Origin of the sequence: Pontiella desulfatans (assembly GCF_900890425.1) — a bacterium.
In the GTDB taxonomy this organism is placed as follows: domain Bacteria; phylum Verrucomicrobiota; class Kiritimatiellia; order Kiritimatiellales; family Pontiellaceae; genus Pontiella; species Pontiella desulfatans.
Genome location: NZ_CAAHFG010000001.1, coordinates 1003633 through 1017162, shown reverse-complemented (window position 1 = coordinate 1017162; position 13530 = coordinate 1003633). Strand labels below are relative to the sequence as shown.

General features: G+C 58.7%; 9 protein-coding genes and 1 pseudogene. 1 reads left to right on the top strand and 9 read right to left on the bottom strand.

Annotation, left to right across the window (positions count from 1 at the left end):
- Window positions 1-9: 9 nt before the first annotated feature.
- The 6 genes and pseudogenes from E9954_RS03920 to E9954_RS03895 form a co-directional block, all read right to left on the bottom strand.
- Window positions 10-876 (bottom strand): 3-keto-disaccharide hydrolase, encoded by an 867-nt coding sequence (locus E9954_RS03920; RefSeq protein WP_136077923.1) that lies wholly within the window; start codon window positions 874-876, stop codon window positions 10-12.
- Window positions 877-947: 71 nt separating this feature from the next.
- Window positions 948-2687, bottom strand: a complete 1740-nt coding sequence (locus tag E9954_RS03915) for an alpha-L-fucosidase (RefSeq protein ID WP_407947753.1) — start codon at window positions 2685-2687, stop codon at window positions 948-950.
- Window positions 2688-4242: 1555 nt separating this feature from the next.
- Window positions 4243-4758: pseudogene (locus E9954_RS33620) on the bottom strand (MFS transporter); the annotation flags it as partial.
- Window positions 4759-4865: 107 nt separating this feature from the next.
- Window positions 4866-5975, bottom strand: coding sequence for an alpha/beta hydrolase family protein (locus tag E9954_RS03905; RefSeq protein WP_222847042.1), 1110 nt, complete (start codon window positions 5973-5975; stop codon window positions 4866-4868).
- Window positions 5976-6142: 167 nt separating this feature from the next.
- The gene (locus tag E9954_RS03900) at window positions 6143-7540 is read right to left on the bottom strand and encodes a sulfatase family protein (protein ID WP_222847041.1); all 1398 of its coding nucleotides are present in this window, start codon (window positions 7538-7540) and stop codon (window positions 6143-6145) included.
- On the bottom strand, window positions 7525-8706 hold the full coding sequence (locus tag E9954_RS03895) for a putative glycoside hydrolase (protein WP_136077921.1): 1182 nt from the start codon (window positions 8704-8706) through the stop codon (window positions 7525-7527). Before E9954_RS03895 ends, E9954_RS03900 begins: the two co-directional genes overlap by 16 nt.
- Before the next feature lie 94 nt (window positions 8707-8800).
- On the opposite strand from E9954_RS03895, the gene E9954_RS03890 reads away from it, so the two are divergent.
- A complete protein-coding gene (locus tag E9954_RS03890; RefSeq protein ID WP_168441942.1) occupies window positions 8801-9745 on the top strand; it encodes an SGNH/GDSL hydrolase family protein in 945 nt (314 codons plus the stop codon).
- A gap of 35 nt (window positions 9746-9780) precedes the next feature.
- Here the strand turns inward: E9954_RS03890 and E9954_RS03885 are convergent, their stop codons facing one another.
- From E9954_RS03885 to E9954_RS03875, 3 genes are all read right to left on the bottom strand, one after another.
- Entirely contained in the window at window positions 9781-10824 is a 1044-nt protein-coding gene (locus E9954_RS03885) for a glycoside hydrolase family protein (RefSeq protein WP_136077919.1), read from the bottom strand.
- 65 nt (window positions 10825-10889) lie between these two features.
- Entirely contained in the window at window positions 10890-12017 is a 1128-nt protein-coding gene (locus E9954_RS03880; RefSeq protein WP_136077918.1) for an alpha/beta hydrolase, read from the bottom strand.
- Between the two features lie 51 nt (window positions 12018-12068).
- The gene (locus E9954_RS03875; protein ID WP_222847040.1) at window positions 12069-13514 is read right to left on the bottom strand and encodes a sulfatase-like hydrolase/transferase; all 1446 of its coding nucleotides are present in this window, start codon (window positions 13512-13514) and stop codon (window positions 12069-12071) included.
- Between the last annotated feature and the right edge of the window lie 16 nt (window positions 13515-13530).

Below are 13530 nucleotides of genomic sequence, written 5' to 3'. Positions count from 1 at the left end.
TTTTGCGTTTTAATCCGCCAGCGGCCTGACCCAGATGTTCCGATAGCGAACGGGGTTTCCGTGATCCTGCAGCGAAATCGGAAGCGCGTCGGCGTGCGCCTGGTAATCGGAGGCCGAATGCGCCCCTTTCCAGCCCGTGCCGCCCGACAGGAATACATGATCCTGAACCAGCACCCCGTTATGCAAAACGGTAAAGGTCGCTTTCCGGAGCACGTTTCCGGATCCATCGAAGATCGGACGGTGGAAAACAATGTCGTAGGTCTGCCACTCGCCGGGCTTGCGCGAGGCATTCACCAAAGGCTTTTTCCGCCCATACAGCGCCGCCGCCTGCCCATCCGGATAGGTTTTGTTATCGTAGCAATCCAGCACCTGCACCTCGTAGGTTCCCATCAGGAAAACCCCGCTGTTGCCGCGCCCCTGCCCACTGCCCTTGACCGTTGACGGCGAAGCCCATTCGACATGCAGCTGGCAGGAGCCAAATTTTTCCTTGGTTTGGATATACCCGGCTTTTTTCACCGACTCCAAGGCGCCGTCAACGAACACCCATTTGGTCTTGTTCCCCTTGGTGTCCGTCCAATTTTCCAGCGACTCCGGAGTTCCGTCAAATAAAACGATGGCGTCCGACGGCGCCGTGCCGACCTTTTCCCCGCAGCTCGCCGTGCCGGGAACCACAATCGGCGGTTGGGGTTGTTTGGCCTCATCGGTTTCATGCACCATCACACCGTCGATGGTCATGAACTCGACCGTCTTCCCCTTTTCCCCGGGCTCAGTCCATTTCTTGATGACCGGCTCACTGAGTGGCGTCCCCGGTTCGGCAACGCAAACGGCAGACCAAACACATAACGTGATTATAGCGGCGATCTTCCCATGCTTCATTCGGTATTCTCCTGGTTAGAAATTATCCAACCAGCCTATACGACCACCGGGAAAATACAAACATCCATCTATTACTGGACGGACATAAAGTGGATGCCCTTCAGGCTGGAGGTTTTGAAGTCGCCTTCCAGGCAAGAGACGGTAACCTTGTATTTCCCAGGCTTCGGAAAGTTCATCCATCCGATCGGGAATTTCTGGTAGTTGTGCGAAGAATTCTGCTGGTTCTGGATATGCTCGCCCCCCACGACATCCACGCCCCAGACCAGGCGCCCCTCGCCGGCATAGGTCAGGCTAACGTTGTAGTCGCCCGGCTTGAGCACATTGATTTCGAACATCGCCTTTCCATCCGCAGTCCAGTTGTGGGCATGCATCACCGCTTTCCACTCCCCGAATTTTTCCATCCAGCGTTTATGGGAAAGATCAGCGCCCTCCACAGTGCTGAATTCGGCAAGGACTTCCGTTTCCATTTCCGGATCGAGACCGAAGGTCGGATCCACTTCCGGCGCACCGGCCAGATCCACTTCGAGGACCGACACCAGCTTTTCCGGAGCAACCGGCGGAAGTTCGAAAATCGTCCAGCCATTAGCGGATGAAAATTTAACCGTCTCCCCTTCATTGCCCTTCAGTAGCTTGGCGGAAGTGATTGGGGTTTTGAGGCCCGGCAGGTGGAGCTTGCCGGAGGCCGGCCAGTCGAAGACGGAAAGGTAAAGCTTGTTGCCCTTGACGGTGACATCGCCCCACGGAAGCGCGTGCTCCCACGGCGATGCTTCCGTGGCATACACCACCTGCGGGTAGGAACGGATCCATTCGCCGGATTCGCGCAGGGCGCGGGCGGCGCGCTCCGGCACGGAACCGTCGCCCCGGGGGCCGATATTGAGCATGTAGGTTCCGCCGCGGCCGACGCAGGCGATGAGGCGGCGCAGGATTTCCTTGGGGGTTTTCCAATATTCGTCGTACCAGGCATAGGCCCACGAATCGTTGGTGGTGTCGACCGCTTCCCACATGCCCTTCACGTTCTTGTGCGGCACTTCCATGTCGCCGAGCGACTGGTAGTCGCCCAAGCCATGTCCGGCACGGCCGGAAACGAGCGCGTTGGGCTGGTTCTTGCGAACCACATCGACGAGCTGCTGCACATATTCCTTGGGCATCTTGCCGGGCGTATCGAACCAGACCAGCTCGATCGGCCCATAGTTGCTGGTGATCTCCTCGACCTGCGGCAAGCATTTTTTCACGAAGTAGTCATCGAACGTCGCCGATTTCCCATCCGCATCGACCTTCGGGCCACCATTGCCGCCCGGGAAGGTCCAGTCCTGGTTGTGGGAATAGTAGAAGCCGAAGCCGAGGCCTTCCGCCCGGCAGGCGGCGGCGAGTTCGTGCATCGGGTCCTTTGCCCACGGCGTGGTTTTGGTGATGTTGAAATCGCAGGCCTTGGAATCGTACATCGCGAAGCCGTCGTGGTGCTTGCTGGTGATGATGATGTATTTCATCCCGGCATCCTTCGCCAGCTTGGCAATGAACTTGGCATCGAACTGCTGCGGGTTGAAGGTTCCCGCCAGCTTCCTGTATTCGGCCACGGGGATGCCGGCCATACGCGGATTCATGATCCACTCGCCAATGCCGTAGTAGGTTTTATCCCCCACCTGGTTGCCGAGCTGGGAATAGAGGCCCCAATGGATGAACATGGCATAGTTGCCATCGTTGAAAAGCTGCCCCCGTTCGGCATTTTCGGCACGGAGCTTGACGGTGCTTTCTCCCCACATTTCATTCATGCCCTGCTCGGCGGCGATACCTTGCAGCAGCAAGGCTCCCATAATTGCCACGATTACTTTGCTTTTCATATTCAACCTCATCGAGTTACCCATTGTTTCCTAAATCATCCTTTAAAGGCAGTACGCCCGGTCTCATTCAACCTATCATGAGCCAGGCGCCTGCCCATCCCGTATATGGGGGATGCGCCTAACTTTCTTTCTTGTGGTGGATGCTGAAGGTGCGCCAGCCGTAGAGGGCGATCACGACGAAGCAGATCAAAGGCAGCGCGAACGACGCGCGCACGCTGGCGAGCTCCATGAACCCGAGGTCGATCGCCGGCAGGTCGATGATGCGCCCTTGCAGCGGCGTCATGATGCAGCCGCCGCCGATGGCGAGGATCAGCCCGGCGGAGCCGAGCTTGGCGTCGTCGCCGAGGCCGTCGAGCGCGATGCCGTAGATGGTCGGGAACATCAGCGACATGCAGGCGCTGACGCCGATCAGGCAGTAGAGCCCGGCGTAGCCTTCCACGAAGATCGTGCCGGTGGTCAGCAGGATCGCGCCGGAGGCGAGGATGGTGAGCAGCGCGCCGGAGCTGATGTAGTGCATCAGGAAGGTGCAGACGAAGCGGCTGGAGACGAAGATGACCATCGCGAGGATGTTGCAGTTCTGCGCGGTGGCCTTGGAGAGGCCGAGCTCCATCGAGCCGTATTGCACGATGAACGTCCAGCACATGATCTGCGCGCCGACGTAGAAGGTCTGCGCAACGACGCCTTCGATGTAGGTGGCGTTCTTGAAGAGGCGCTTGACGGTGCCGCCGACGTCCATGCCGCCCTGGTCGTCCTCGTGTTCGCCCTGGGTCTTGGCCGGCAGTTTCCAGGCGAAGAGCGCCACGACGAGGATCAGGAAGCCGCCCATCAGCGCATACGGCGTGGAGACGATGCCGAGGTCGGCCTTCTGGATGGTGGAGAGGCCGGTGCCGGCGGCGGCGAAATAGTCCTTGAGCCCGTCGGTCGGGATGCCTTCGAGCGCACCCTGGGCGGCGGCGAGCTCCTGGCGGACCTGGGCGACGAGGGCGGTGGCCTTGGCGGCGTCCACCGTGGCGGCGGGGCCGAACATGGCGGCGAGCCCGGCGGCGGGCGCAACGGCCTCGGCGAAGTGCTGGTCGATGTTTTCCCACTCGCCGGCCTGGGCCAGCAGCGGCTGCTCCCGGTTCAGCGCGAGCGTCAGCTCCAGCCCGCGGTCGCCGACGAATAGATCGTTGCGCTGGGCTTCGGCCGGGGTCGGCTGGGGCTTGCCCTTGATCTGCAGCACGACGGCCACGGCATCGGCGGCGGCCTTGAACTTGTTGCCCTTGGGCTGGGCGGCGAGGGCGGCGGCGACCTCGTCGGCCTGCGCGGCGTTGGCGTTGTCGAGCAGGAAGGTGCCGTCTTTCAACGACGCCGAGAGTTCCCCGGCCTTCTTGTAGAGCTTCTTGCTGTCCTGCCAGTCGGCGGTGGCGACCACCGCGGCCAGGGCGTCGGCGGTGCCGATCTGTCCGGCAAGTTCCTGCAGGTGGACGGGCGTGCCTTCCTTGGCCAGCGTCTCCATCTGGCGGCGGGCGGTCTCGCTGGTGCCGTCGAGGCTGGCGAGGATGAACATGCTGGCCACGAACATGCCGACGATCGAGCCCATCGGGTTGAACGCCTGGGCGAGGTTGAGCCGGCGTGTGGCGGTGGCTTCGTCGCCCATCGAAAGGATGTAGGGGTTGGCGGTGGTTTCCAGGAAGGAGAGGCCGCTGGTCATGATCAGGTAGGAGAGCAGGAACAGCGGGTACGACATCGCCAGGCCGCTGGGAATGAACATCAGGCAGGCGAACGAGTAGAGCGCCAGGCCGAGCACAACGCCCTTCTTATAGGAAAACTTCTTGATGAACAGCGCCGCCGGGATCGCCATGAGCGCATAGCCGCCGTAGAACGCCGCCTGCACCAGCGAGCTCTCGAAGTTGGAGAGCAGCAGGATGTTCTTGAACGCCGCCACCATCGGGTTCGTGATGTCGTTGGCGAACCCCCACAGCGGGAACAGGATCGTTACCAAAACAAACGTCAACAGCAGTTCCGGCGGAACCACCGGTGTTTTCTTCCCTGAATTATCCATCTCTTCTCCTTATGTATCTATCTGATTACTATGCTTCCTAAAACGGCCCATTATGCCCCGTCCGAATAAAAGCGCCATCCCTTAAATATACTATGCCAACAAAAAACTCAGGGGATGGCCTTGAAATCCGAGCTGGCCGTCAGCGGCCCGCTTTTGACGTTGATGAACCATGCCGTTGTTCCGGATGGCAAGGGGGCGGAAGCCATCCACGAATTCCCGGATTGCTTCAGCGTTGCCGGGGATTCCACCCAGTTGCGGGAGCCGGTTACCCCGGCATCGGACGTCGAAACCAACATGGCGCAATCCAAGGCCTTGGTGGAGGCAAACGCAACCATGGCCGAGCCATCCTTGACCCGGGCGTTGGTTGGTCGGCACCACGGAGCCCCCGATTCAACGACGTCCCGGGCAAAGGCATAGCTGTCCGGTGGATTCCATCCGGCGCCATGGCCATGCTTCATGCCCGGAATCAGCGATACCATATAATCTCCGGCCATGGCCTCATAACACGAGGCCTGCTTATCGAGCGGGAAATGCTGATCGCCGGGCCACGAAAACCAAAGGGCGGGCATTGTTGCTTTTTCGAGGCGAAGGATCGGATCCCACACCTGCTTGTAGAGCTCATTGTTTCCCAGCGCCCGACCATACTGGTTTTCAGCCGCCGACAGGTTTCCACACCCATAGGTGGGAATGGCGAAGGCGAAGCGACTGTCGATCCCCATCACCGTACTGGTGATCACCCCGCCCCACGAAATGCCCATCACCCCCACCCGGTCCGGATCCACGTCCGGCAACGAGCGCAGCAGCGAATTGGCGAGGACCGTATCGGCCACGGCGTGATACATCCACTGGTCTTTCAGCGGCTCGGCCGAGTCGCCATAAATACCGGAACGCCGCGGCCCCGGCCAGCGATGCTGTTTCCATGACTTGCCCCGGTCCGTCGCATCCGGATCCTTCACATCGATCTGCCCCTCCACCGCAATCGAGATGGCGGCAAAGCCTTGGTCGTTCCATTTCTTCACCCAATCCTTGAACGCCGTTCCACCGCCGCCGTGCACCAGCACGATTCCCGGAACCTTGCCGTCGCGCTTTTCCGGAAGCCCCAACCAGGCGAAAACCTTGGTGGGTTGCCCCTTCCAATCGAGCGCATCGAAAAAGACCGCCTTCAAGTTTTCCGAAACCTCGAAGCCCTCGGCCGCCTGCATTGCAGGAGCTTTCACAAGTTTTCCCAGCGCCAGCACATCGCCGCATTCTTCTTGGAAATCCCCAGAAGGAGCAGCCTGCGAAATGTTTATGGCCAAAAAAATGCACAAGAGGCAGAAGGCGCCAGGAAGCTTCCATCGTAGTGCATTTTTACGGCGCCCCCCTTCCGCGGATGTATTGCGAATCATTTAGGGTTCCTGAGCCTGGAAACACAGTCGGCTGGCGGTTCGGTGGGCAGCGTCTTTTTCCACGCCTTGATTTGAAGGGTGAGTTTTTCGACGGTTTCCGGATGCTCCTTCGAGACATCGGAGGCTTCCGCCCAATCTTCTTCCAGGTTGTAAAGCTCCGCCTTCCCGAGTTTTTCATTGTAGAGCAGCTTCCACTTGCCCTCGCAGATCCCCTGGTGCGGCCACACTTCGGGATGGTTCCGCGCCGGCGCCCATTCCCAGAAGATCGGCTTGCTACGTTCAAAACCTTTCCCCTTCAGGGCGGAGACCATGCTCTGGCCATCGGGTTCATAGCCGTTGGGCAGCTTCTCCCCGGCCAGCTCCATGAAGGTGGGCAGCAGATCAACGGCGGTAAGCACGGAATCGCGGTCGGTTTTTCCGACCGGCACCACGCCGGGCCAGCGCGCGATGAAGGGCACGCGGATACCACCGGCATAGAGCGACCGCTTTTGTCCCTTCAGTTCGCCTTTTTCGCCAACGGAATAATACGAACCGAGGCCCGGCCCCGTGGAGGTATCGTCGGTCTGCTTTTTCGAGCCCGTCCATTCCGGGCCATTGTCGGAGGAAAAGACGACCAGCGTATTTTCATCCAGCCCGAGCTCCTTCAAGGTGTCGAGCACGAGCCCGACCCCGGCATCGCCCTCGGCCACCACGGCCGCATAGACCTGCTTTTGCTCGTCCAGACTTTCGAACTGGCTCAGGTATTTCTCCAGCGGATAGTGCGGCGTATGGGTTTCGTGCAGCCAGAGGTTGATGAAGAACGGCTGGTCCTTGTGGCGTTTGATGAAGTCGACCGCACGCGGGCAGGTTGCAACGGTCGGCATTTGCTCCGGGGCTTCGTTCGGAAGGTTGAACGCACCAAACTCATCGTAGCCATATTCCGGCGGCATCGGCCCGTCGGGAATATGGTCGTTGCAAAGGTGCCACTTGCCGAAGTGGGCGGTGGCGTAGCCCGCCTCCTTGAGCATACGCGGCAGCATCGGTGCCTTCGGATCCAGCCAGTCGGGCATGCCTGCCCTAACGTGATGCTCCGTGGAGGCAAAATGCTGATGCACCGAATGCCGCGCGGGAAACTGCCCCGTCATCACCGCCGTCCGGCTCGGCGAGCAGACGGGATGATTGACCGTGAAGTTTTGGAAGTCGATGCCTTCGCTGGCCATCCGGTCCAGCCGCGGCGTCTTGCAGAACGTACTGCCATGGATCCCCAGATCGCCATAGCCCCAGTCATCCGCGAAGATAAAGATCAGGTTCGGTTTCTCTGGCTTGGCAACAGCACCGATGGCCACAACCAGACCCAAGAGACACCAGACGTTCGACCTTAGACCGGTGCGAAGCCACATTAATTTTTCAACCATTGGATTTTCCCTTCCCGTGTTTCGAGATCAACCACCACGATGGCATGCTTGAATTCCCGTTTAAACTTCCATCCTTTGCGGATCGCATCCCCCTTCGGAGCACCGAGCTGGCGGCGGTATTCCGGATAGTCAACCAACTGACCATCATCAATGCCGTACCCCCAGCCATAACAAAAATAACTGTTTTCCCGAGCGCCGATCAAGTAGAGAGCCAACGGATATTCCAGCTTCCGCCGGGCAATCGTCTCCTTCTCGTCCGCGCTCTTTTTCATGAACTCCGCATTCAACCAATTGATGTCGTGGTCCGGCCAACCTTTGTAAAGCACGATCTTCCCGGCCTTCGCCGCTTCATCCGCCATCTGCCAGTAGAGCAGGATATCCTCCTTGCTCTTCGAGGAGAGTCCATCGAAGTGCTCGATCTGGGCGCCGTCGCCATAGGGCAAGAACTCCGTACCGGCCGCCGCCCCGCCATCCGCCTTCGCCGCGTGGGCGCGGAAGCCGTTGTAGATAAGCATTTTTCCGGAGCCCATCTTCGCCTTGGTTCGTTTCATCAAATCGATGGCCGCCGCATCCAGCTCGTCCTCCCGACCCATCCCCCACCCCTTGCGGAGCCAAAGCGGACGCTTGGATTGCGAAATGGCATCCATGAAGAGACCGTCGAAACCGAATTCATTCACCGCGCCACTGACGGTGTCCACCCACCAATCGCGCACCTTGGGATTGAGCAGGTTATACTGGGCCACCTGGAAATTGGGTCGATCCACTTTATACAACGGCTCGCCCGTCCCCATATCCCGCAAGATCCAGTCCTGGGGGTGGGTGGAGGCAAAGTCGCGGTTATAGGACGCGAACGGCCAAGCAATCAGCGTGTTCCAATACATCAGCACCTTGGCATCCGGGTTGGCCTTCTTGAGCCGTCGCGCATCCTCTGCGGCAATCCGTTCCGGATGCGCCTGGTCGGTTCGTGTTCCATGCGCCTTTTCCAGGCAGATGAAGTCCGACATGCCCGCCGCCGTTTCAATCTGCCCATCGGTCATGCGGGTGGAGCTTCCGAAATGGAGGTACACCGGCACCGTGTCCCACGAAAAGACCGGGTAGCCCGTGGCCGCAATGCCCGCCTGGCAAATCAGGGAAACCAAAACACATGGATATGCATATTTTTTCATGGAAGCAATCTACATGCATGACGTTGAATTCCCATCGTGCGTTTACAGGATGGTTGCGGTACCTTATGGCTCAATGCTTTCATGGAGGTTCATTATGACGATAAACATCAAGCCGCTACTCTGCCTGGCATGCCTGGCCATCGCGTTCAATGCTGCCGCAAAGGAACGGTGGTTGTTCCTGGGCGACAGCATCACCCAGGGCGGGCACTACACCGACCATATCGAAACCTGGCTCCTGCTCAACCAGGCCGACGCCCCCGAGGTCATCAACCTCGGCCTAAGCAGCGAAACGGTTTCCGGACTCTCGGAACCGGACCATCCCTTCCCCCGCCCCGATCTGCACACCCGGCTCGACCGCGTGCTGGAGCGGACAAACCCCGATGTGGTGATCGCCTGCTACGGCATGAATTGCGCCATCTACCACCCGTTCTCCAACGAGCGCCTTGCGGCCTACCAAACCGGCATCAACAAACTCGTTGCCGATGCGCAGGCGATCGGCGCAAAGGTGATCCTGCTCACCCCGCCGCCCTTTGCCGGACGGATCAAGCCCAAGGCACCGCCCGGCGAAGGCGAAAGCTTTGGCTTCAAACACCCGGCCTCCGACTACAACGAGGTGCTGGCGAAGTATGGCGAATGGATCATGACGCTCAACGGCAAGAACGGCGTCCGCGCCTTCTCCATCCGCCCGCCCATCGAAAAGTTCATGGAAAAGTGCTACCCCAGGGAACCCATCCATCCCAACACCTACGGCCATGAGCTGATGGCCGAGGCCTTCCTGCAAGCGTTGGGCTACCAGACCGGCTCCGACCTGCTCGAGACCGGCTCCAGCCCGCATGCCACCGACCCGCAATGGAACACGGTCATCGGCCTCGTTAAGGAGCAGCGACTCGCCTACGACCGCGCCCTGCTCAACGACATTGGCCATGGCAACCCCGGCGTAATGAAAAAGAAAACCCTCCCCCTTCCCGAAGCCGAAGCGAAGGCGAAGGCCCTGGATGCGGAAATCCAGAAGGCGATTAATGCGGCCATGCGGGAATAGTCCGCCCTCCGCATTGCGAAGGAATCCCGATCCGCCTACCGCCCCTTCCAGTTGTTAATCTTCAGATAGTATCCGGCGGTTGGATCCTTATCGTGGCAGGCCAGGAAGAGATATTCAGGTTGACCATCCTTCCACAGGATACTGGGGCGTTCGCTACGCGCCAGTGGTGCGCCAAAATAGATTTCGTTGGTCAAATAGCCGACCTCCGGGATTCCCCAGTCGATTCCATCCTTGGAGGTATAGATGAGACCGGGGCGTAATCCGCCCGACTTCCTGTGGTTCACCGGCAGCGGATTGCCCTCGAGCATATCCTTCACGCCCCGGCGATCCTCCACGATCATGTAGTACATTCCGTTGTAATAAAACGCGTAGGGATCTTCGATGTCCAGTTGCTGGTCGGCATAGCTGATCACCGGGTTTCCTTCATGGTTCTTGTACGGGCCTTCAAGGGTGTCGCTGACCGCCATCGAGATTTCCCGCAACCGATGCTTGGTCGTCATCGATTTGTAATAGATGCGGAACGTGCCATCGGGTGCCGCAACAAACGTCGGGTTCGAAGCATGGTTGATCGTGGCGCCGTTCATTTCGCCGGAAGCCGGAATGATCGGGTTCAATGGGCTTTCCTTCCAGGGACCATCCAACGATGTGGCCGTGGCAATCCCGACCTCCTGCATGGAACCATTCTCATCGTTATGCTTGTTATACAGGTAAACCAAGACGTAGGTATCGCCCACCTTTGAAATCTGCGGGTTATGGTAACCGATGTCATCGCTCGAAAACAGATCGCCCACCAGCGTATAGGGGCCCTCAACCGAATCGGCGGTCCAATGGACGATCTTGCTGTTTTCCACCCATCGGCCGGAATTGGGAATAACGGAATTAAAGATGTGCAGCTTTCCGGCCTCGTCGTACATCGGCGCCATCCCCCACGTCCAGGACTCCTCGTCCGACGGCAAGATAAACGCGCCCGGCACAAGCGACTTCGAGAACGACGACTCCTCAATGGCCTGCGCCGTTCCAGAGGACAGCCCCACCAGAAGAGCGGGGAACACCATCAACATCAATTTTGTTTTCTTCATAAACCTACCTTTGATTTCCAATACACGCTTGCCCATCCAACCCATACCCTTTCCAGGAAGAACGACTATAAATGATCGACCAAAAAACGGACGGTTCGATCAATGATTTGATTCCGCGAGGGATCGATCTCCGCATCCACCATTCGCCAGTTATGTCCGGCGTTCTTTACGATCAGGATCTCAACGGGCGCCCCCACGGCTTTCGCCTTTTCCTGCATATGGTAGGCGTGCTTGACCGGAATGGTGGTGTCCTTGTCGCCCTGGATCATGAGGAGCGGCGGACTCTCCTTCGTCAAATAGTTGACCGGGCCCATCTCCCGATATAGTGCGAGCTTGTCTTCCGGCTTGGTGTCCGGCTTGAGAATGCGCGGGCCGAAGCGGTCGCGGAAGTTTTCGCGGTCGTCGTGGTTGAACAAGTCGGTCTTCTCGAAATCGCACGGGCCGTACCAGGAGACGCCCGCCACGGTTTTGTAGGGATATTTCGCCAGCTCCGGATCGCCCTTCAGGCTATCGGGCGGCGACAGCAGCACCATTTGCGAAAGGTGCCCTCCGGCGGAGTCGCCAAAGGTGTAGATGCGCATCGGATCGATGCCCAGTTCCTTGCGGTACGCCGAGATGAAGCAAAGCGCGTCCTTGGCATCAATCACGCAGTCGCGCATTGCGGTTTCCCCGTCCTTCTTGACCAGGCGATATCCAACGGAGACCACGCAAAAGCCCTTCTTAAGGAGAGCGCCATGAACCACATTGAACGAAGCGTTCCCGGCCCCGTGCCGACTCCCTGCGGCCCAACCGCCCCCGTGGGTATAGATGACAACCGGCTTGCCGTTGCTTTCATCCACATCCGGATAATAGAAGTCCAGATAGACATCCTCCGTCTCGGTGCGCTTGAAACGGACGTTGCGCAGTTGCTTGCCGGGGCTGTCGACATACGTCAGCCCAAGCCCCGCCAGCTCCTCCCTGTCCAGTTTCCCGTCCTTGTTTTTGTCGAGCTTTCCGTTGCGACTCCAGGTCTTCCCGTCCTCCGCTTTCTCGAACGTGCCGTTGCCGTCCTTGTCGTATCTCGACAGGAAGCGGTTGATGGCATCCTTCTGGTTCCCCTCGTTCGATTCCTTCAGCGGTTCGAGGCCATGGGCCCTTCCGCACCAGCCCAGCGACGCGGCGGCGACCAACAGGATTAGGTTTAACTTTTTCATATCCCTCATGACACACATTCCTATTTACGTTCCTTCAAGGCATTGCCCTTGCTATTTTTTCTTTTTCGGTGCCTTCGGAAAGTCAGCGGCGGCAATGGAGGACATTGGATCGTCCTGGGCATCCATCTCCTTTTCCAGTTCGATGGATAGCTGTTTCAGCTTGGTGGCATATTCGGGACTGGCGGCCAGGTCATTCATTTCCTGCGGATCCTTATCCAGATGATAGAGGCGCTTGATTCCAATATTGGGGTAGGCAATCAGTTTCCAGCCCTCCTTGATGACCATGCGCTGGTTTCCCATGTATGCCCCGTAGATGGCATCATAGTGTTTCGAGGTTTTCCCCTTCACCAGCGGAAGCAGGCTTTGGAAGTCGATGCCCTCCGTTCCGGCATCCGCCAGGTCGAGCGCGGTGGGCATGACGTCCTGCAGGTAGATCGGCGCATCGATTCGCGAACCCGCCTTCACCCCCGGCCCCACCATCAGGAACGGCGGGCGCATGCTGTGCTCATACATGTTTTGCTTGCCGATGAAACCATGGTGCCCAACGGCCAGGCCGTGATCGGCCGAGAAGAAAATGTAGGTATTTTCGGCCTGCCCCGTTTTTTCCAAGGCTTCCAGGATTTTCCCGATCTGGTCATCCATGTGCGTGATCAAGGCGAAATATTCCTGACGGTTCACCTTTACCGCATATTCCGTGCGCGGATAGGGAGCCAGCTTTTCATCCCTCAACCCTTTGCCGCAGGCCTCCTCCGCATAGGGATATTCCGGCAACATGTTTTCCGGCACCTTGATGCGGTCGAGCGGATAGCGGTCGATGTATTCCTTCGGCGCCTGCCGCGGATCGTGGGGCGCGTTGAAGGCGAGGTACATGAAGAAGGGCTGGTCGTCCTTCGCGGCCTGTTCCAGAAATTCAACGCTGTCGTCAGCGAGCACTTCGCTCCAGTGTTTACCGCCCTTCCAATAGCCGTTGTGCGTGGTGTCCCACGGTTTCCAGCCTTGTTCATAATCGGCCTCGTCCTTGGGGCGGTTGTAGCCGGAAGGCACCTGGTTCGGCATGCCGGGCCGCACATTTTTCGCCACGTCGAAGATCTTGGGAGCACTCGTGGGCACATGCCACTTGCCGGACATGTATGTTCGATATCCCGCCTTGCCCATCCGTTGCGACCACATGCCGCCATCTCCGACGCACTGTCCAAGGTCGGCGTTTTGCGAGCGCCAAACAAAGAGCCCCGTGTTCAGCATCTTTCGACTGGCAACACAAACCGCGCCGCCCCAGGCGCCCATGTTGTAGGCATGGGTGAAGCTGGCTCCGCCTTCCACCAGGGTGTCGAGATGCGGGGTATCGATATCCAGCAACCCATGCGCCCCGATGGTTTCGTAGCTCATATCATCTGCAAAGATGAAAAGGATATTGGGCTTCTTTGTTTCGGCCAGGGTTGCCGCACCGGCCATGCCTAGTCCGGCGACCACTAAAACCACGATCTTGTATTTCTTCATTTTATTCCTTACTTTT